Source organism: Nocardioides salarius (assembly GCF_016907435.1).
GTDB lineage: Bacteria > Actinomycetota > Actinomycetes > Propionibacteriales > Nocardioidaceae > Nocardioides > Nocardioides salarius.
On record NZ_JAFBBZ010000001.1, the window covers coordinates 2,599,761 to 2,618,859 of the forward strand.

Annotated in this window: 19 protein-coding genes; 15 read left to right on the forward strand and 4 right to left on the reverse strand. The window is 73.5% G+C overall.

Going from position 1 to position 19,099, the window contains the following annotated elements; all coding sequences use genetic code 11:
* The first annotated feature begins 76 nt into the window (after positions 1-76).
* From JOE61_RS12455 to JOE61_RS12470, 4 genes are read left to right on the forward strand one after another with little or no spacing between them, the layout of a single operon-like run.
* Positions 77-949 carry a phosphoribosylaminoimidazolesuccinocarboxamide synthase gene (locus JOE61_RS12455; protein WP_193668423.1) on the forward strand — a complete coding sequence of 291 codons (873 nt, stop codon included), beginning with the start codon at positions 77-79 and terminating at the stop codon, positions 947-949.
* A complete protein-coding gene (locus JOE61_RS12460; RefSeq protein ID WP_193668221.1) occupies positions 946-1,401 on the forward strand; it encodes an SRPBCC family protein in 456 nt (151 codons plus the stop codon). Before JOE61_RS12455 ends, JOE61_RS12460 begins: the two co-directional genes overlap by 4 nt.
* Positions 1,402-1,452: 51 nt before the next feature.
* Positions 1,453-3,024 (forward strand): long-chain-fatty-acid--CoA ligase, encoded by a 1,572-nt coding sequence (locus JOE61_RS12465; RefSeq protein ID WP_193668219.1) that lies wholly within the window; start codon positions 1,453-1,455, stop codon positions 3,022-3,024.
* A complete protein-coding gene (locus JOE61_RS12470; RefSeq protein ID WP_193668217.1) occupies positions 3,021-3,224 on the forward strand; it encodes a hypothetical protein in 204 nt (67 codons plus the stop codon). Before JOE61_RS12465 ends, JOE61_RS12470 begins: the two co-directional genes overlap by 4 nt.
* Positions 3,225-3,291: 67 nt before the next feature.
* Here JOE61_RS12470 and JOE61_RS12475 read toward each other — a convergent pair whose 3' ends face one another.
* Positions 3,292-3,795, reverse strand: coding sequence for a YflT domain-containing protein (locus JOE61_RS12475; protein ID WP_204797232.1), 504 nt, complete (start codon positions 3,793-3,795; stop codon positions 3,292-3,294).
* Positions 3,796-3,900: 105 nt separating this feature from the next.
* On the opposite strand from JOE61_RS12475, the gene purS reads away from it, so the two are divergent.
* The 3 genes from purS to JOE61_RS12490 are packed head-to-tail and all read left to right on the forward strand — an operon-like array spanning position 3,901 to position 5,305.
* Positions 3,901-4,164, forward strand: a complete 264-nt coding sequence (gene purS / locus JOE61_RS12480; RefSeq protein WP_193668215.1) for a phosphoribosylformylglycinamidine synthase subunit PurS — start codon at positions 3,901-3,903, stop codon at positions 4,162-4,164.
* Positions 4,161-4,829 carry a phosphoribosylformylglycinamidine synthase subunit PurQ gene (purQ, locus tag JOE61_RS12485; RefSeq protein ID WP_193668213.1) on the forward strand — a complete coding sequence of 223 codons (669 nt, stop codon included), beginning with the start codon at positions 4,161-4,163 and terminating at the stop codon, positions 4,827-4,829. The genes purS and purQ overlap by 4 nt, the downstream gene beginning before the upstream one ends.
* Positions 4,826-5,305, forward strand: coding sequence for a DUF3817 domain-containing protein (locus JOE61_RS12490; RefSeq protein WP_193668212.1), 480 nt, complete (start codon positions 4,826-4,828; stop codon positions 5,303-5,305). Before purQ ends, JOE61_RS12490 begins: the two co-directional genes overlap by 4 nt.
* 18 nt (positions 5,306-5,323) lie before the next feature.
* On the opposite strand, the gene JOE61_RS12495 is transcribed toward JOE61_RS12490, so the two are convergent.
* Positions 5,324-6,757: a glycoside hydrolase domain-containing protein gene (locus JOE61_RS12495; protein ID WP_193668211.1), complete on the reverse strand. Its 1,434-nt coding sequence runs from the start codon at positions 6,755-6,757 to the stop codon at positions 5,324-5,326.
* 193 nt (positions 6,758-6,950) lie between these two features.
* Between JOE61_RS12495 and purL the strand changes: the two genes are divergently transcribed.
* From purL to JOE61_RS12510, 3 genes are all read left to right on the forward strand, one after another.
* Positions 6,951-9,281 (forward strand): phosphoribosylformylglycinamidine synthase subunit PurL, encoded by a 2,331-nt coding sequence (purL, locus tag JOE61_RS12500; protein ID WP_193668210.1) that lies wholly within the window; start codon positions 6,951-6,953, stop codon positions 9,279-9,281.
* A gap of 135 nt (positions 9,282-9,416) precedes the next feature.
* Complete coding sequence (gene arfB / locus JOE61_RS12505; protein ID WP_193668208.1) at positions 9,417-9,839, forward strand: alternative ribosome rescue aminoacyl-tRNA hydrolase ArfB; 423 nt, start codon at positions 9,417-9,419, stop codon at positions 9,837-9,839.
* A gap of 243 nt (positions 9,840-10,082) precedes the next feature.
* Complete coding sequence (locus tag JOE61_RS12510; protein WP_307822991.1) at positions 10,083-10,853, forward strand: alpha/beta hydrolase family protein; 771 nt, start codon at positions 10,083-10,085, stop codon at positions 10,851-10,853.
* 22 nt (positions 10,854-10,875) lie between these two features.
* On the opposite strand, the gene JOE61_RS12515 is transcribed toward JOE61_RS12510, so the two are convergent.
* Positions 10,876-11,721 (reverse strand): DNA-formamidopyrimidine glycosylase family protein, encoded by an 846-nt coding sequence (locus tag JOE61_RS12515; protein ID WP_193668204.1) that lies wholly within the window; start codon positions 11,719-11,721, stop codon positions 10,876-10,878.
* 15 nt (positions 11,722-11,736) lie between these two features.
* Entirely contained in the window at positions 11,737-12,585 is an 849-nt protein-coding gene (locus JOE61_RS12520; protein WP_193668202.1) for an SCO6745 family protein, read from the reverse strand.
* Positions 12,586-12,638: 53 nt separating this feature from the next.
* Between JOE61_RS12520 and JOE61_RS12525 the strand changes: the two genes are divergently transcribed.
* From JOE61_RS12525 to JOE61_RS12545, 5 genes are all read left to right on the forward strand, one after another.
* The gene (locus JOE61_RS12525) at positions 12,639-12,998 is read left to right on the forward strand and encodes a sterol carrier family protein (RefSeq protein WP_193668200.1); all 360 of its coding nucleotides are present in this window, start codon (positions 12,639-12,641) and stop codon (positions 12,996-12,998) included.
* A 29-nt stretch (positions 12,999-13,027) separates the two neighbouring features.
* Positions 13,028-14,683 carry a phospholipase D family protein gene (locus JOE61_RS12530; protein WP_193668198.1) on the forward strand — a complete coding sequence of 552 codons (1,656 nt, stop codon included), beginning with the start codon at positions 13,028-13,030 and terminating at the stop codon, positions 14,681-14,683.
* 47 nt (positions 14,684-14,730) lie between these two features.
* Complete coding sequence (locus JOE61_RS12535) at positions 14,731-16,110, forward strand: dipeptidase (RefSeq protein ID WP_193668196.1); 1,380 nt, start codon at positions 14,731-14,733, stop codon at positions 16,108-16,110.
* Positions 16,111-16,256: 146 nt separating this feature from the next.
* Complete coding sequence (locus JOE61_RS12540) at positions 16,257-18,605, forward strand: molybdopterin cofactor-binding domain-containing protein (protein WP_193668194.1); 2,349 nt, start codon at positions 16,257-16,259, stop codon at positions 18,603-18,605.
* 12 nt (positions 18,606-18,617) lie between these two features.
* Complete coding sequence (locus JOE61_RS12545) at positions 18,618-19,097, forward strand: (2Fe-2S)-binding protein (protein ID WP_193668192.1); 480 nt, start codon at positions 18,618-18,620, stop codon at positions 19,095-19,097.
* The last annotated feature ends 2 nt before the right edge of the window (positions 19,098-19,099 follow it).

The following is a 19,099-nucleotide window of genomic DNA, read 5'->3' on the forward strand; positions in this document are numbered from 1 at the left end:
GCCGTGCGCGAGGCGGCCCTAGGCTGGGCAGGTGAGCGCCGACCTCAACATCCCGCCCGCCCCCGCCCTCGACGGCATGCGCCACCTGCACTCGGGCAAGGTGCGCGACCTCTACGAGGTCGAGGAGGGCGAGCACGCCGGCCAGCTGCTGGTGGTGGCCAGCGACCGGCTCTCGATCTTCGACTTCGTGCTCGACACGACCATCCCCGACAAGGGCGAGATCCTGACCCGGATGTCGCTGTGGTGGTTCGAGCAGCTCGCCGACCTGGTGCCCCACCACGTGCTGTCCACCGACGTGCCCGCCGAGGTGCGCGGGCGGGCGGTCGTCTGCGAGCGCCTCGTCATGTTCCCCGTCGAGTGCGTGGCGCGCGGCTACCTCACCGGCTCCGGGCTGCTCGACTACCGCGCCGGCGGCGAGGTCTGCGGCGTGCCGCTGCCCGCTGGGCTCGTCGACGGCAGCCGGCTGCCCGCGCCGATCTTCACCCCCGCCACCAAGGCCGAGCTCGGCGAGCACGACGAGAACGTCTCCTACGCCGCCGTCGCCGAGCGGATCGGCGAGGCCGACGCGGCCCACCTGCGCGAGCTGACCCTGGCGGTCTACGCCCGCGCCGAGGGGCTCGCCCGCGAGCGCGGCATCCTGCTGGCCGACACCAAGCTCGAGTTCGGCCGCTCCGCGGGTGCCGCGCGCCACCCCGCCGGAGCGGTCGTGCTCGGCGACGAGGTGCTGACCCCTGACTCCTCGCGCTTCTGGCCCGCCGCCGAGTGGGAGCCCGGGCGCACCCAGGCGTCGTACGACAAGCAGATCGTGCGCAACTGGGCCCTCTCGCCCCAGGCCGGCTGGGACCGCTCCTCCGGCGAGGCTCCGCCGCCGCTGCCGGCCGAGGTCGTCGAGCGCACCCGCGCCCGCTACGTCGAGGCCTACGAGCTGCTCACCGGGCAGTCGTGGTGAGCGGATCGCAGCAGGCCGGCGAGCGCACCGTCGGCGGCACCGTCGCCTTCGGCTGCTCGCCGGAGGTGGCCTTCGACTACCTGGTCGACCCGGCCCACCGGGCGCAGTGGCAGTCGAGCCTGGCCCGGGTCGAGGACGTCGTCGGCGAGGTCGGGCCCGGCCAGCGCTGGGTCGACGTGACCCGCCCGGGCCTGCGCCCGGCGATGCAGACCACGACCTACGAGCGTCCGCTGCGCTGGGCCGAGGTCGGCACCTGGCGTGCCGTGCGCGCCACCCTCGAGCTGGCCTTCACCCCGACCGCGACCGGCTGCGACGTCGCCTACGGCTTCCGCATCAGTGGTCCCGGCCCGCTGCGCCCGCTGGGGCTGCTGCTCAGCCTGGGCTCGGTCCTGCCCGTGCGCGCCGACCTGCGGCGGGCGGCGCGGATCTGCGAGGGGCTCGCGCCGCGCTGAGGGGGCCCTCGGTAGGTTGGGCGCATCCACCAACGTGACGGAGGCCACCACGTGACCAGCTACAACCTTGCGACCCTGCTCGAGGGATCGGCCGAGAAGCACGCCGACCGCGACGCGATCATCTTCGGCGAGACCCGCCTCACCTATGCGCAGGTGAACGGTGCCGCCAACCAGGTCGCGAACCTGCTCGCCTCCCGGGGCGTCCAGCCCGGCGACAAGGTCGCCCTGAGCTGCCCCAACCTGCCGTACTTCTCGATCGTCTACTACGGCATCCTCAAGGCCGGCGCGACCGTCGTGCCCCTCAACGTGCTGCTGAAGGGACGCGAGGTGGCCTACCACCTCGCCGACTCCGACGCGAAGGCGTTCTTCTGCTTCCAGGGCACCCCCGAGCTGCCCATCGGCGCCGAGGGCCACGCCGGCTTCAGCGAGACCGACTCGTGCGAGCACTTCTTCATGATCACCGCAGACCCGGCCGCCGAGTCGCCCGTCGAGGGCACCGAGACGATGGGCCGCGCGATGGCCCAGCAGGCCCCGACGTTCGAGACGGTGGCCACCGACGAGGACGACACCGCGGTCATCCTCTACACCTCGGGCACCACCGGCCAGCCCAAGGGCGCCGAGCTGCGCCACCGCAACATGCGCGACAACGCGCTGGCCGGCACGGAGCTCTTCGGCGCCGACGCCGAGAAGCCCGACACCTACCTGTGCGTGCTGCCGCTGTTCCACTCCTTCGGCCAGACCGTCATCCAGAACGGCGGCTTCGCCTTCGGCGGCACCGTGGTGATGCTGCCGCGCTTCGAGGCCGAGCCCGCGCTGCAGCTGATGCTCAAGGAGAAGGTCACCTTCTTCGCCGGCGTGCCGACGATGTACTGGGGCCTGCTGGGTGCGCTGACCCCCGAGCACGACGTCTCCTCGCTCGCCGACAACCTGCGGGTCGCGGCGGCCGGCGGCTCGGCGCTGCCCGTCGAGGTGCACAAGGACTTCCAGAAGAAGTTCGGCGTCACCATCCTCGAGGGCTACGGCCTCTCCGAGACCAGCCCGGTCGCCTCGTTCTCGCCGTACGGCGAGGAGCCGCGCGTCGGCTCGATCGGCAAGCCGATCCCGGGCGTGGAGATGAAGCTGATCAGCCCCGAGCCGGGGGACTGGAGCGACGTCGAGGAGAGCGGTCCCGACGCGGTCGGCGAGATCGCGATCAAGGGCCACAACATCATGAAGGGCTACTACGGTCGCCCCGACGCCACCGAGGAGTCGATCCGCGACGGCTGGTTCCGCTCCGGCGACCTGGGCCGCAAGGACGAGGACGGCTGGTACTACATCGTCGACCGTTCCAAGGACATGATCATCCGCGGCGGCTACAACGTGTACCCCCGCGAGATCGAGGAGGTGCTGATGAGCCACCCCGACGTCTCGCTGGCCGCGGTCATCGGCGTGCCGCACGACTCGCACGGCGAGGAGATCAAGGCCGTCCTGATCATGAACGAGGGCTCCACCACCACCGAGGACGAGATCGTCGCGTGGTCGAAGGAGCAGATGGCCGGCTACAAGTACCCCCGCATCGTGCAGTTCAGCAAGGACCTGCCGATGACCGCGACCGGCAAGATCCTCAAGCGCGAGCTGTCGTGACCGGAGCCCGGATCCTCGGGCTGGCCGTCGCGGCCGTGATGGTCGTCGGAGGGGCCGTGGTGACCTACCTCGGCCTCTCCTACGACGGCGGTGTCGGCGGGGAGAGCGCCGGCGGGGACCGCACGCTGGGCACCCTGGGCCCGATCCTCGCCGGCCTCGGCGTCGCCCTGGGCATCGTGGTGCTCCAGCGCCGCCGCTGACCCGGCCCGAACTTCGCGCCCACCCGGCCCGGATCCCTCCACGGGAGATCCGGACCGGGTCAGCGGGTCAGGCGAAGGGGTTGGGGAGTGCACCGGGGAGGTCGGCCAGCTGCTCGCGGGCGCGGGCCAGGTGCTTGTGCTCGACCAGCACCTCGTAGCGGGTGGCCACCACCTGGGTGACCGAGGAGAAGTCGCGGCGCCCGCGCGAGGCGGCGTACCCGACGAGGGCGAAGATCAGCCCGAACAGCGCGCCGATCACCACCACCGGCAGGAACGTGGCCAGGAAGCCCTCGTCGGTGAAGATCGTGAAGACGAGGCCGATGAAGGTGCCGAACCAGGCTCCCGACGCGAGCCCGCCCACCGCGACGCGACCCGTGGTCAGACGCCCGGTGATCCGCTCGACCCGCTTGAGGTCGGTGCCGACGATCATCAGGTGCTCGACCGGGAACTTGTTGTCGGAGAGGTGGTCGACGGTGCGCTGGGCATCGGCGTAGTCGTCGTAGACGGCCAGGGACTGGGGGAACTCCAGCGGGAGGGCGGCGCGGGCGCGGGAGCCGGGGGTCATGCTCATGAGCCCATTGTGCAGCCACCGCGCGGGTGGGCGGCTGCACGCGGCGCCTAGGATGGGGACGTCCCGAGCAACAGTTCTCGCCCCTCCCGCCTCCAGGAGCGCCCCGTGCCCCGTGTCGTCGTCGACGTGATGCCCAAGCCCGAGATCCTCGACCCCCAGGGCAAGGCGGTGCTCGGTGCTCTGCCGCGGCTGGGCTTCACCGGGGTCGCCGACGTGCGCCAGGGCAAGCGCTTCGAGCTCGAGGTCGAGGGCGAGGTGACCGACGACGTGCTCGCCGAGGTGTCCCGCGTGGCCGAGACCCTGCTGTCCAACCCGGTGATCGAGAACTTCACCGTGCGCGTCGAGGAGTCCGTCGAGGTGCGCGCGTGAAGATCGGCGTCGTCACCTTCCCCGGCTCGCTCGACGACGTCGACGCGCAGCGCGCCGTGCGCCTCGGCGGCAACGAGGCCGTCGCGCTGTGGCACGGCGAGCACGACCTCAGGGGCGTCGACGCCGTCGTCCTGCCGGGCGGGTTCTCGTACGGCGACTACCTGCGCTGCGGCGCCATCTCGCGGTTCTCGCCGGTGATGGCCGAGGTCGTCGAGGCGGCCCAGCGCGGGATGCCCGTGCTCGGCATCTGCAACGGCTTCCAGATCCTCTGCGAGTCGCACCTGCTGCCGGGCGCGCTGATCCGCAACGACCACCGCAAGTTCGTGTGCCGCGACCAGCGCCTGCGCGTCGAGCGCACCGACACCCCGTGGACCTCCGCCTACTCGGCCGGCCAGGAGATCACGGTCGTGCTCAAGAACGGCGAGGGCGGCTACGTCGCCGACGAGGCCACCCTCGACCGGCTCGAGGGCGAGGGCCAGGTCGTGGCGCGCTACGTCGAGCACAACCCCAACGGCTCGCTGCGCGACATCGCCGGCGTGAGCAACGAGCGCGGCAACGTGGTCGGCCTGATGCCGCACCCCGAGCACTCCGTGGAGTCGCTGACCGGCTCCGGCACCGACGGGCTGGGCTTCTTCACCAGCCTCGTCGAGGCCGTCCTCGCGTGACCCCGCGGCTGCTCTTCCGCCGGCTGGCGGCCGCCGAGGCGGTGACCTGGTCGCTGCTGCTGGTCGGGATGTTCCTCAAGTACGTCACCGAGACCACCGACCGCGCGGTGAGCGTCTTCGGGATGCTGCACGGCGTCGTCTTCGTCGCGTTCGGCGTCACCACGCTCGTGGTGGCCATCGACCAGCGCTGGGGCGCCGGTCGCACCCTGCTCGGCCTGGCCAGCGCGGTCCCGCCGCTGGCCACCCTCCCCTTCGAGCGGTACGCCGACCGGCGCGGCCTGCTCGGCGACACCTGGCGGCTGCGGGCCCAGGGCTCCACGGGGTCACCGGGCCCCGAGGGGTCACCGGCGCCGACCACCCTCGAGCGCCCGGTCGCGTGGCTGGTGCGCCACCCGGCGCGGGGTCTGCTGACCGGCCTCGCGGCGGTCGTGGCCCTCACGGGCGCCGCGCTGGTGGCCGGCCCGCCGGTCGGCTGACCCGCGGGCCGGGCCGGCTCAGCTGCGCCTGCCGGCCTGCAGCTTGCGCCAGGTGGCGGCGTTGACGACGCCCGAGGCGCTCATCCCCACCCGCTTCTGCCAGTCCTTGACCGCCTTCTCGACGGCCGCGCCGTAGACACCGGTCACGACGACCTTGGCCTTCGGGGAGGCGGCGTTGAGGCTGCGCTGCAGGCGGCGCACGGCGTCGCCGCTGGAGCCGTACTTGGTGGTCGTCTTGGAGCCGGCGGCCAGCAGCGACATCCAGTGGGTGCGCGCCCACAGGTCCTTCTCGGCAAAGCCGTGGTCGCGCTGCCAGGCCTTGGTCGCGTTGACGACGCGACCGCCGTACGTGCCGGTGATCTCGGTGTCGAAGTAGCCGCGCTGCTTGAGCAGGCACTGCAGCGCGGCGACCTTCTCCGGGTCGGGGCGCACGGTGCCGTTCTTGGTCTCGCGCGGCGGGCGCAGCATCTCGTAGGAGGGCCAGTTGACGCGGGTGCCGCCGCACATCTCGCCCTGCGGGCGGGCGGTGCTGCCCTTGCCGAGGTCGAGGAAGTTGGAGTCGATGTTGATCCGCACCCCGCCCCAGGTCTCGTCGTGGCCGCCGCGGTACTGCTTGACCCGGCCGCCGGGGCGCCAGCCGTCCTCGCGGATGTAGCTGCTGGAGGTGTTGGCCACGCCGTCCCAGCGCGCGAGCCAGATGGCGTCGGGCAGGGCGAAGCGGTCGGGGCGGTTGACGCGGGCGTCGTCGAGCGCCTTGATGCCCGACGAGACGCTGGAGTAGACCCCGGAGACGTAGTCGAGGGCGTGCAGCTTCTGGGTCCATCCCGAGAGGAAGGACAGCGCCGACTCGCGGCAGGCGGTGTTGTTGTGGTCGAAGCCCTCGAGGTCGTACCAGAGCGTGCTGCCCTCGGCGATCTTGAGCGCCTTCGCGGCGGCCACGGCCGAGACGGCCTCACGCCGGCCCATCTTGAGCGCCCGGACGTAGGTGCCCTTGCGACCCGGGCGCGGGTCGATGGTGACGTCGTCGTCGTAGCGGGGGAACCGCGGCTGGCAGGAGGCCTGCGGGCCGAGCGTGATCGGCAGCAGGCGCCACCCCCGGGTGGCCTGCTTGACCACCCAGCTGGGGGTCAGGTTGGGCTGGTCGCGGCAGGCGCGGGACGTGCCGGAGATGTAGATGCCGACCGCCGAGAACGGCGAGGTGCGCCACCAGGTGTTCATCGCCTTCTGCGTCGGCGCCAGGCACTGGTCGAAGCCGTAGCCGGTGAAGTCGCCGGGCGTGACGACCTGGCCCTCCTCGACGGTGGGGGCCCGGCGCTCGCTGGTCGAGCCGGTGCCGCCCTGGTCGGCGGCGGAGGCGAGCGGGGCCTGGACGGCGACGCCGGTGACGGCGAGCGCGCCGCTGAGGGCGCCGGCGAGGGCGAGGCGGACCCGGGGGGAGGTCGGTCGGGACATCGGAGGGCTCCTACGAGGCGGGGAAGAACGGCGCCCGAGCAGCCGGGCTGAGTCACCATAACCACTCCAGTCACACGAGTAACAGCGAACGCGTTGAACTACAGTCGTGTAGTTTTCCCAGGTCAGAGGGGGTGTGCGCACTCCGCGGCGGTCGGGCGCAGGCCTCGACGGCGGCGCCGGTAGATTGGCCCCCGTGCCTGAGGTCCCCCCGCAGCCCCGCGTCTCCGCTCTCGACACCGTCGCCGCCGCGGCCGACGACCCGGGCCGTGAGCAGCCCTGGTCCGACCTCGGCCTGAAGGCCGACGAGTACGCCCGGATCCGCGAGATCCTCGGGCGCCGCCCCACCTCCAGCGAGCTGGCGATGTACTCGGTGATGTGGAGCGAGCACTGCTCCTACAAGTCCTCCAAGGTGCACCTCAAGCAGTTCGGGGAGATCCCGCAGGAGACCCCCGCCGGCGCGATGCTCGCCGGCATCGGCGAGAACGCCGGCGTCATCGACGTCGGCCAGGGCTACGCGGTGACCTTCAAGGTCGAGTCGCACAACCACCCGTCGTACGTCGAGCCGCACCAGGGCGCCGCGACCGGCATCGGCGGCATCGTGCGCGACATCCTCGCCATGGGCGCGCGCCCGGTCGCGGTGATGGACCCGCTGCGCTTCGGCCCGCTCGACGCCCCCGACACCCACCGCGTGCTGCCCGGCATCGTCGAGGGCGTGGGCCACTACGGCAACTGCCTGGGCCTGCCCAACATCGGCGGCGAGGCCGTCTTCGACGAGAGCTACCTGGGCAACCCGCTGGTCAACGCGCTGTGCGTCGGCGTGCTGCGCCACGAGGACCTGCACCTGGCCAAGGCCTCGGGCGTGGGCAACCAGGTCATCCTCTACGGCGCCCGCACCGGCGGCGACGGCATCGGCGGCGTCTCCGTGCTCGCCAGCGAGACCTTCGACGCAGACGGCCCCGCCAAGCGGCCCAGCGTGCAGGTCGGCGACCCCTTCATGGAGAAGCTGCTCATCGAGTGCACGCTGGAGATCTTCGCCGCCGGCCTGGTCGCCGGCATCCAGGACCTCGGCGGCGCCGGGCTCTCCTGCGCGACCTCCGAGCTGGCCAGTGCCGGAGACGGCGGCATGCACGTCGAGCTCGACCGGGTGCCGCTGCGCGACTCCACGCTGGCGCCCGAGGAGATCCTGATGAGCGAGAGCCAGGAGCGGATGATGGCCGTCGTCGAGCCCGGCGACGTCGACGCGTTCATGGCGATCTGCGCCAAGTGGGACGTCGAGGCCGTCGTCGTCGGCGAGGTCACCGACACCGGCCGCCTCGAGATCGACTGGCACGGCGAGCGCGTGGTCGACGTGCCGCCGCGCTCGGTGGCCCACGACGGGCCGACGTACGAGCGTCCCTTCGCCCGTCCCGCCTGGCAGGAGGCCCTGCAGGCCGACGGTGCCGAGGCGCTGGCGCGACCGAGCAGCGGCGAGGAGCTGCGCGAGACGCTGCTGCGCCTGGTGGCCAGCCCCAACCTCTGCGACAAGTCGTGGATCACCGACCAGTACGACCGCTACGTGCGCGGCAACACCGTGCTCTCGCAGCCCTCCGACTCCGGCATGGTGCGCATCGACGAGGAGACCAACCTCGGCGTCGCCGTGGCCACCGACTGCAACGGGCGCTTCGCCAAGCTCGACCCCTACACCGGCGCCCGGCTCGCCCTGGCCGAGTCCTACCGCAACGTCGCCACCGGCGGTGCCGTCCCGCTGGCGATCTCCGACTGCCTCAACTTCGGCTCCCCCGAGGACCCCGACGTGATGTGGCAGTTCGCCGAGGCCTGCCGCGGGCTCAAGGAGGGCTGCCTCGAGCTGGGCATCCCGGTCACCGGCGGCAACGTCAGCCTCTACAACCAGACCGGCGAGACCGCGATCCTTCCCACGCCCGTCGTGGCGGTGCTGGGCGTCGTCGACGACGTCACCCGGCGTACGCCGACCGGCTGGCGTGCCGTCGAGGGCGACGACCCCGGCGAGAGCGTCTTCCTGCTCGGTGAGACCCACGAGGAGCTGTCGGGCTCGGAGTGGGCCCACGTCGTGCACGGCCACCTCGGCGGCCTGCCGCCGCGGGTCGACCTGGCGGCGGAGAAGTCGCTCGCCGGGCTGCTGCACGAGGGCGTGGGGCTGCTCACCAGCGCCCACGACGTCTCCGACGGCGGCCTGGCCCAGACCCTCGCGGAGTCGGCGATCTCGAACATGTGCGGCGTGCGCGTCGACCTGGCCGCCGTCGCCGGCGGCGACCCGTTCCTCGCGCTCTTCGCCGAGTCGGCGGGCCGGGCCGTGGTGACCGTGGCCGACGCCGACGCTCCGGCGCTGCTCGAGCTGGCCGCCCGCCACGGCGTGCCGGTCACCGAGCTCGGCCGCACCGGTGGCGACCAGCTCGTGGTCGAGGGCGCCTTCGAGGTCAACCTGCTGCAGCTGCGCTCCGCCTGGACCGCCACCCTGCCGGCGGCACTCGCCGGCGACCCGGCCGCGGTGGCCGCCACCCTCTGACCCGGCCCGGATCTTCCACCGACCCGGCCCGAACCTCGCCTCGAGCCGGCCCGAACTTCGCTCCGAGTCGGCCTGAACTTCGGCCCGGGCGACGGCAGGTGCGGCCGCGGGGACGCGCCGCGTCATGATGGGCGGGTGCCCGACGACCTGCCCGTGACCCGCACCCTGGTGATCCCGGGGGCCGAGCTCAGCGAGCGCTTCTCCCGCTCCTCGGGCCCGGGCGGGCAGGGCGTGAACACGACCGACTCGCGCGTCGAGCTGTCGTACGACGTCGCCGCCTCGTCGCTGCCTCCGGCCGTCCGCTCGCGGGTGCTCGACTCCCTGGCCGGTCGGCTCGTCGACGGCGTGCTGACGGTGAGCGCCTCGGAGTTCCGCACCCAGCTGGCCAACCGTCGCGCTGCCCGCGAGCGGCTCGCCGCGCTGGTGCGCTCGGCCGCGGGCCCGCCGCCCCCGAAGCGGCGGCCCACCAAGCCGACCCGTGGCTCCCAGCGCCGCCGGCTCGAGGCGAAGAAGCAGCGAAGCCAGACCAAGCGGCTGCGGCGCGGCCCCGACGAGTGAGCCACGAGCGGTCACCTTCGCACCACCGACCAGTCGCCGCTGCCCCACCAGTGTGCAGCCATTGACCTCTCGACGGTGCGGATCTGACTGGTGGGTGGTGCACAAGTGACTGGTCGGCATCGGGATGGGCCGCGGCTCCGAACCAGGGGTGTGCGCCGTCGTACCCTGCTTGCCCTGCCCGCCCTCGCCGGCCTCACCGCCGTCGCGAGCGCCTGCGCCACCGGCCCCCAGGAGGTCCCACCCGTGCCCGCACCTGCTGACAGCTCCACGACCGAGCGGCTCACCTACGGCGACGACCCCAGCCAGTACGCCGTGCTCACCCGGCCCGCGGGCACGCCGCGCGGGGTCGTGGTGGTCGTGCACGGCGGGTTCTGGAAGGCGGAGTACGGCATCGAGTACGCCGAGCCGCTCGTGCCCAGCCTGGTCGCGGCCGGGTGGGCGACGCTGGCGCTGGAGTACCGCCGCGTGGGCGCGGCCGGAGCGGACGGCGCCGGGGGCGGGGTGCCCGAGACCCTCGACGACGTCGCGGCCGGCATCGACCTGCTCGCAGGCACCGACCTCGACCTGACCACGCTGGTGGCGCTCGGACACTCCGCGGGCGGGCACCTCGCGACCTGGGCCGCCTCGCGCACCCGCCACCAGCGCTGGGCGGGCGGGGTCGAGCCGACCCACGTCGTGTCCCAGGCCGGGGTGCTCGACCTGGCCGGCGCGCACGCCGCCGGCCTCGGCGGGGGAGCGGTGGCGGCGTTCCTGGGCCACGCGCCCGACCCTGACGACCCGGCCGACACCGCGGTCGACCCGCTGAGCCAGGTGCCGCTCGACCAGCCGGTCTGGTGCGTGCACGGCGCCGACGACACGATCGTGCCGCCCACCCAGTCGCAGCGCTACGTCGACGCCGCCGTGGCCGCTGGTGCGCAGGCCGAGCTGGTGGAGGTCGAGGGCGACCACTTCACCGTCGTCGACCCGACGTCGCCGGCCTGGGCCCGCACGCTGGAGATCCTCGACGGCCTCTGATCGCCCCGGGCCACGCGGGACGTCATACGTCTGGCACAGGGGGACGTCCGGCCCGTATGACGTCCGGACGGGGCGGGCCCGGCTGGCAGTGCGGGCACCACCACGTACGCCGGTTGGCCGGGTCGTTCGCGATCTCGTCGACCATCCGCACCGTGGTGCCGCAGCGCAGGCACGGGCGGCGCTGGCGGCCCGCGACCCAGTGCGACTCGCCGCGGCGACCCGTGCCGGTGGTGACCTGGTAGGCGCCCGCGACGAGCGCGGAGTGCCGCAGCGCGCGGGCGGCCAGGGTGACCAGGCGCTCGACGTCGACCTCCCCGACCGGGGTCCAGGGGCTGCGGCCGAGGAGGAAGGCGAGCTCGTTGGCCCACAGGTTGCCCAGCCCCGCCACCCGGGTCTGGTCGAGCATCGCGCTGACCAGCGGCACCTCGGGGTCGGCGCGCAGCCGGCGCACCGCCTCGGCGACGTCGAGGTCGTCGTGCAGCAGGTCGGGGCCCAGGTGGCCGACCAGCCGCGACTCCTCGGCGGTGGCGACGAGCTCGAGCTGGTGCAGGCGCAGGCCCCAGGCCGTCGAGCCCCCGGTGGTCTCGAGGACGACCCGCACCTCGGGCTGCAGCCGCCGCGGCAGCGCGCGGCCCGGCCGCGTCACCGACCACTCGCCGTCCATCAGCAGGTGGCTGTGCAGCGTCACGCCACCCGAGAAGCGGGTCAGCAGGTGCTTGCCGTGGGTGGCGTGCTCGAGCACCTCGCGCCCCGCCAGGTCGCGGGTGGCCAGGCGCGGCACCCGCAGGTCGGAGCGCGCCACGGTGCGCCCGAGCAGCGACTGGTCCAGGCGCCGCGCGAGCTTGTGGACGCTGTCACCCTCGGGCACGTCGTGCGTGCCGCCTCAGGCCAGCACGCCCGCGGGGAAGACGCCCCCGGCGACCATCTGCTTGACCCACGGCCGGCCCAGGGTGCGCAGCCGGTCGGCGCCCTCGTCGCCCAGCGCGGCCCACGGTGCGTGCCCGAGCTCGTCGGTGGCGGTCTCGACCGAGGCGCGCAGCGCCTGGCCCTGCTCGGTGAGGGAGCCGTCGGCCGCCAGCAGGCCGCGCCGGTGCAGGTCGGCCGCGCAGGCGCCCCACTCCTCGCTCGACCAGCCGCGGGTCGCCTGGGCGGCCGGCACCGTGAAGCCGGTGCCGGTCGCGGTGTGGGTGACCAGCGACTCCAGCCCGCTCAGGCCGTGGCCCAGCAGGGTGGCGACGTGTCCGTCGCCGCGGTGCTCGCGGATGAGCGTGAGGGCGTGGAAGAGCACCAGGTGCGGCGCCTCGGGCCACGGCTGGTCGGCGTGCGCGGCGTACAGGGCGCGGCCCTCGGGCGCGCAGGCCCCGGCCGCGGTGCGCGCCAGCCCGGCAGCCTCGGCCATCTCGGGGGAGTCGAGGACCTCCTGGCCCAGCAGCCGTCGGTACGCCGCGTCGACGCCGCGGTAGCGGGCCGCGATCACGTCCTCGGGCGTGGCCGCCTCCCAGCAGGCCGGCACGAAGTGGGCCACCAGCGAGGGGGAGAAGACGAAGAAGGTGGCGGCGACCGGCCCCGGCCCGACCCGGCCCATCGCCGCGGAGCGGGAGGCGAAGTAGGCGCCGCGGCCGCGGCGGACGCCGAGGGCGGTGACCTCCTCCTCGACCTCGGGCACGAAGTAGCCCAACGCGTGCAGGGTCTCGAGCGATCGGGCCGTGCGGCCGGAGGAGTGCGGGTCCATGCGCCCTGTCTACCCGATCGCACCGACCGCCTGGGCGGCACTAGGCTGCCTCGGTGCCCGTCCGCCTGCGTCCCGCTGACCCCGCCGACGTCGCCGACGCGCTCGAGCGGCTGGGCGCCGGCGCCGAGGAGCGCGCCGACCTGCGGCTGCTGGTCAAGCACTTCCTGGCGGTGCTCGAGCAGCGCGCGCCCGGGCACTCGGTCGAGGTGCGGGTGCCGCCGTACGCCGCCGTGCAGGTGATCCCGGGCGTGCGCCACACCCGCGGCACCCCGCCGGCCGTCGTCGAGACCGATGCCGCGACCTGGATCGCGCTGGCCACGGGCCGGATGACCTGGGCGCAGGCCGAGAAGTCCGGCAGCGTCAGTGCCTCGGGCCAGCGCGCCGACCTGGCCCCGCACCTGCCGCTGACCTGAGCCCGCCCGCTCCCCGCTAGCCTCCACGGGTGCCCCACCGTGCAGATCCTCGCGACTGGTTCCTCTCCCGCGAGGAACGCGGCAACGGGTCGACCCGGGTCGACGACGCCCACCCGGACGCCGCGTTCTCCACCGGCAACCGGGTGCGGGCGCTGGTGCACGGGCGCACCTACTTCGCCGAGCTGCTGCGCTGCGTCGAGGCGGCCGGCGAGGGTGACCTGGTCTGGTTCACCGACTGGCGCTCCGACCCCGACCAGCGCCTCGGCGACGAGCCGGGCAGCGAGCTGGTGGAGGTCCTGGGTCGCGCGCTCGACCGGGGTGCCGACGTGCGAGCCCTGGTGTGGCGCTCGCAGGCCGACACGCTGGGCTACGCCCACCAGGAGCACCGCGACCTCGGCGACCTGCTGCAGGAGCGCGGCGCCGACGTGCAGCTCGACATGCGGGTGACCCGCGCGGGCACCCACCACCAGAAGTTCGTCGTCGTGCGTCACCGCGACGAGCCGGCCCGCGACATCGCCTTCGTCGGCGGCATCGACCTGTGCCACGGCCGCCGCGACGACGCCATGCACGAGGGCGACCCGCAGACCCTGCACGTCGCCGACGAGTACGGCGAGCGCGCGCCCTGGCACGACGTGCAGGTCGCCCTGCAGGGCCCCGTGGTGCACGACGTCGAGACCGTCTTCCGCGAGCGCTGGGAGGACTCCAGCCCCACGACCCGGCACCCGTGGCGACGCCTGCGCGACGCCCGCGCCGACCTCGACGGCGCCCGGAGCCCGCTGCCCCCGCAGTCCCCGCCCCCGCCCCCCGCCCCCGACGAGGCCGACACCGACGCCGGTCACGCCGTCCAGCTGCTGCGCACCTACCCCGTGCTGGGCACCGGGTGGGCGTTCGACTTCGCCCCCCGGGGCGAGCGGTCGGTGGCGCGCGGCTACACCAAGGCCGTCAAGCACGCCCGGCGACTGGTCTACGTCGAGGACCAGTTCCTGTGGGGCCACGAGATGAGCACGGTGCTGGCCGACGCGTTGCGGGCCCAGCCCGGGCTGCACGTGGTCGTGGTGCTGCCCCAGCACCCCGACCAGGACGGCTGGTTCGCCCGCGACCCCCAGGTCCTCGGCCGGCTGCGCGGCGTGCAGCGGCTGCTGCTCGAGGCGCCCGACCGGGTCGCGTTCTACGGGCTCGAGAACCACGCCGGCACCCCCGTCTACGTGCACGCCAAGGTCTGCGTCCTCGACGACACCTGGGCCTCGATCGGCTCCGACAACTTCTGCCGGCGCTCCTGGACCAACGACTCCGAGCTCTCGGCCGCGATCATCGACCGCGACGAGACCGACGGCGGGGCCGGCTTCGCGCGGCGCCTGCGCCTGACCCTGGCCGCCGAGCACCTCGACCGCCTCGACCCCGACGAGCTCACCTCGGTCGACGAGATGGACGACGCCGGGCTGCTCGAGGTGATGGCCGACTGCGTCGACCCGGTCGACATGTTCGCCCGCTTCGCCGAGAGCGCCGACGCGCTGGAGGCCTGGCACGACGGCGGCCGGGTCGGCCCGCGCCCGCCGGGCCGGCTGCGGCGCCTGCCCGAGCCGCGGCTGCCCCTGGTGCGCCAGCTCCTGGCCGTGCCGAGCTACCGCTACCTGCACGACCCCGACGGCCGCTCCTGGCGGATGCGCCGGCGCAAGGGGTTCTGAGCCCCCGGCCCGACGGGGGCGCCGACCGCCCCGACTACCTTGGCGCCATGAGCCACCACGCCGACACCACCGACCTGCGGGCCCGCGTCGCCGACGTGCTGCCCGGGCTGCGCAGCGACCTCGAGGACCTCGTGCGGATCGAGTCCGTCAGCGCCGACCCCGCCCGCGCCGACGAGGTACGCCGCAGCGCCGAGGCCGTGCGCGCGCTGCTGGCCGCGGAGGGCATGGACACCGAGGTCGTCAGCATCGAGGGCGGGGCGCCGGCGGTGATCGGCCACAGGGCCGGCCCGGCGGGCGCGCCGACGGTGCTGCTCTACGCCCACCACGACGTGCAGCCCGAGAACGACCACGCCGACTGGGACTCCCCGCCCTTCGAGCCCACCGAGCGCGACTCCCCGAGCGGTCGCCGGCTCTTCGCCCGTGGCGCGGCCGACGACAAGGCCGGCATCGTGGCCCACCTGGGCGCGCTGCGGGTCTTCGGCGACGACCTCCCGGTCAGCGTCACGGTCTTCGTCGAGGGCGAGGAGGAGGTCGGCTCCGAGACCCTGCCGGCCCTGCTGGCGGCCCACCAGGAGCGGCTGCGCGCCGACGTCATCGTGATCGCCGACTCCGGCAACTGGGACGTCGGCGTCCCGGCGCTGACCACCAGCCTGCGCGGCCTGGTGCGCGCCGACGTCGAGGTCCGCACCCTGACCCACGCGGTGCACTCGGGCATGTGGGGCGGGCTGGTGCCCGACGCCCTGATGACCCTGAGCCGGCTCATCTCGACGCTGCACGACGACGCCGGCGACGTCGCGGTCGCGGGCCTGCACGCCGGCCCCGCCGCCGACGTGGACTACCCCGAGGAGCGGCTGCGCGCCGAGTCCGGCGCCGCGCCGGGCACCCGGTGGATCGGCAGCGGCTCCGCCGTCGAGCGGCTGTGGACCAAGCCGTCGCTGAGCATCACCGGCCTCGACGCCCCGAAGGTCGAGGGCGCCAGCAACACGCTGGTGCCGGCCGCCCGGGCCCGGATCTCGCTGCGCATCGCGCCCGGCGACACCACCGAGAACGCCGTGGCCCGGCTGACCGAGCACCTCGAGCAGCACGTCGCCTGGGGCGCGGAGCTGTCGGTGCGCATCACCGACACCGGCGAGGCCACCCAGATCGACGCCACCGGCCCGGCGTACGACGCGGCCCGCGCGGCGTTCGCGGAGGCCTGGGACGGCACCGAGCCGATCGACATGGGTGTCGGCGGGTCGATCCCCTTCATCGCCGAGTTCCTCGAGGCGTTCCCGCGAGCCAGCGTGCTGGTCACCGGTGTCGAGGACCCCGACACCCGCGCCCACGGCGCCAACGAGGGCCTGCACCTGGCCGAGTTCGAGCGGGTGGTGCTGGCCGAGACGCTGCTGCTGGCCCGGCTCGCCGAGGCGGGGCGTCCCACTGCCTGAGACGATCGGGCACGGGTAAAAATCCGTCCGTCTGACAGGACCGAACTCCACATGTGCGTGACGACGCTCACGCGCGGGTAGAGAGGGGGCACGACCGCAAGCGGTCGGCCCCCACCCCCCGAACCGCATGGGAGCACCTCGGACACATGACCTCGCCAGACGCACGACCCCAGCCCCCCGCCCCCGGACCGGACCCCGCGGGAGGGGTCCGGCGTCGCTCCTTCCTCGGCTACGTGATCGGCGGCACCACGCTCGTGGCCGCGGCCGACCTCACGATGGCGCGCCCGGCACGGGCCGCCGTCCCGTCGCTGCCGCAGGTGCCCGAGCTCTACGACCTCGAGGACCTGCAGACCGACGCGGCGCTGCCCACCTCGCAGCTGATCACCATCGAGATCAACGACGACGGCACCGCCTCCTTCGCGCTGCCGCGCATGGAGGTCGGCCAGGGCATCACCACCTCGACCGCGATGATCATCGCCGAGGAGCTCGACCTGCCGGTCGACAAGGTGCGGGTCACCCTGGCCCCGGCCCGCCCCGAGCTGGTCTTCAACCAGCTCACCGGCGGCTCCAACAGCACCGTGTCGACGTACACGCCGATCCGGGTGGCCTCGGCCATCGCCCGCGGCGCGCTCCTCGAGGCCGCCGCGCTCGAGATGGGGTACGCCGTCGAGCGGCTGCGCACCAAGGACGGCGTCGTCATCGGCCCGGCCGGCGAGACGCTGGGCTACGGCGACCTGGCCCGCCTCGCGGCGAGCCCGGTCACCGAGGTCGTCGACGTGCTCCTCAAGGACCCCGAGGAGTTCACCCGCATCGGCAAGCCGCGCAACCGCGACGACGCGCGGCTCGCGGTGACCGGCCAGAAGGACTTCACCCTCGACCTCGAGGTCAAGGGCGCGCTGCCCACCATGCTGTGCCGGGCGCCCACGCTCAACGGCACGCCCAAGCGGCTGCGCAACAAGAAGAAGATCCTGCGGATGCCGGGCGTCAAGCAGGTCGCGCTCGTCGACACCGGGGTCGCGGTGCGCGCCAAGACCTTCGGCCAGTGCATCGACGCGATCCGCGCGATGGACGTGGTGTGGAACGGCGGCCCGGTCGACGGCGAGTCCGACCAGACCATCCTGGCCCGGCTGAAGAAGGCCGAGCTGCCGCTGGCGGTGCCGGAGGTGCCGTTGCTGGCCAAGACCGTCGAGGAGCGCTTCGAGTTCATGTTCCGCTCCAGCGCGGCGCTGGAGCCCAACTGCGCCATCGCCGACGTGCGCGAGGACTCCGCCGAGATCTGGTCGGGGCTCAAGGTGCCGATCCTGGCCCAGCAGAACATCGCCCAGGCGTTGGGGATGAGCCAGGACCAGGTGAAGGTCAACGTCGTGACCGGCGGTGGCTCCTTCGGCCACAAGCTCTTCAGCGACGCCGCGATCGAGGCCGCCAAGGTCTCGCAGGCGATGGGCAAGCCGGTCAAGCTGATGTGGCACCGCGCCGACGAGCCCCGCCAGGGCCGGCTGCACCCGATGGTGACCTCGCGCATCCGCGCGACGGTGCTGGCCGGGCAGGTGCTCAGCTTCGAGCAGCGCAACACCAGCGTGGTCACCGACTTCAGCCACGGCCTGGGCGAGATCATCACCTCGACCATCGACGAGGCGCCCACCGAGGTCGGCAAGATGGTGGGCGGGCTGGGCTTCTCCCAGACCATCTTCACCCTGACCCAGGAGCTCGGCTACAACTTCGGCGTCGTCACCCAGCTGCTCAACGAGACCGACGACCGCTTCAACACCGGCAGCATGCGCAACATCTACTCGCCCGACACCCGGGTGGCCGCGGAGCTGGTCGTCGACCGGCTGGCCGCCGAGGTCGGGCTGGACCCGCTGGAGTTCCGGCTGCGCCACGCCAAGAGCGACAAGGTCCGCAAGGCGCTCGAGAAGGTCGCCGAGGAGGGCGACTGGGGTCGCAGGATGCCCCAGGGGATGGCCCAGGGCATCGCGATCCACCAGGAGTACAAGGGCGCGACCGCCTGCCTGGTCGAGATCGACGTGCGCCCCGAGACCGTCAACCGCAAGATCCGCAACGCCGTGACCGGCCCGCGGGTCACCCGTGCGACGTTCGCCGTCGACGCCGGCCTGGTGATCAACCCCCGGGGCCTGGAGGCCCAGATGATGGGCGGCTTCTCCGACGGCCTGGCACTGACCCTGACCAGCAGCGTGCACCTGCGCGACGGGCACTTCCTCGAGGCCAGCTGGGACAACTACTACTACACCCGCCAGTGGAACATCCCGCCGCGCTTCGACTGCTTCGTGCTGCCCTCGGAGGACCGGCTGCCCGGTGGCGCCGGCGAGGCCGGCGTGGCCGCCTCGGCGGCGGCGGTGGCCTGCGCCTACGCCCGGGCCACGGGCACGATGCCCACCCGGTTCCCCATCAACCACGGCAAGGTCACCTTCAAGCCCAAGTCGTTCGTGCCGTCGGTCCCCAAGTCGCCGACCAACGGCCTCAAGTTCACCTACTAAGGAGAGGCCGACATGCCCAAGCAGACCTTCATCCTCAACGGCAAGCCGGTCACCGTGAACGTCAAGGACGACGTGCGGGTGCTCTGGGTCCTGCGTGACCTCCTCGGGGTCACCGGACCGAAGTACGGGTGCGGCATCAACGTGTGCAAGGCGTGCACGTCGCACATCAACGGCAAGGCCTTCAACCCGTGCTCGGTGCGGGTCGGCGACCTGGGTCGCCGCGACGAGGTCACCACGATCGAGGGCCTCCCCGACACCGTGGGCCAGGACCTGCACCCCATGCAGGAGGCCTGGATCGACCGCGACGTCCCGCAGTGCGGCTACTGCCAGCCCGGCCAGATCATGGCCGCCGTGGCGCTGGTCAAGAAGGTGCGCCGCGAGGGTCGCGAGATCAGCGAGTCCGACCTCGACACGATCCGCAACATCTGCCGCTGCGGCACCTACACGCGCATCCGCGAGGCCGTCGTGCAGGGGGCCCGCGGGATGGGCTGACC

Excerpts from the sequence above, each read along its gene's own strand:
- JOE61_RS12475 (WP_204797232.1), bottom strand. The coding sequence starts at position 3,795 with ATGAGCATGACCCCCGGCTCCCGCGCCCGCGCCGCCCTCCCGCTGGAG.
- JOE61_RS12495 (WP_193668211.1), bottom strand. The coding sequence starts at position 6,757 with ATGTCCCGACCGACCTCCCCCCGGGTCCGCCTCGCCCTCGCCGGCGCC.
- JOE61_RS12535 (WP_193668196.1), top strand. The coding sequence starts at position 14,731 with ATGAGCCACCACGCCGACACCACCGACCTGCGGGCCCGCGTCGCCGAC.
- JOE61_RS12520 (WP_193668202.1), bottom strand. The coding sequence starts at position 12,585 with ATGGACCCGCACTCCTCCGGCCGCACGGCCCGATCGCTCGAGACCCTG.
- JOE61_RS12545 (WP_193668192.1), top strand. The coding sequence starts at position 18,618 with ATGCCCAAGCAGACCTTCATCCTCAACGGCAAGCCGGTCACCGTGAAC.
- JOE61_RS12540 (WP_193668194.1), top strand. The coding sequence starts at position 16,257 with ATGACCTCGCCAGACGCACGACCCCAGCCCCCCGCCCCCGGACCGGAC.
- JOE61_RS12455 (WP_193668423.1), top strand. The coding sequence starts at position 77 with ATGCGCCACCTGCACTCGGGCAAGGTGCGCGACCTCTACGAGGTCGAG.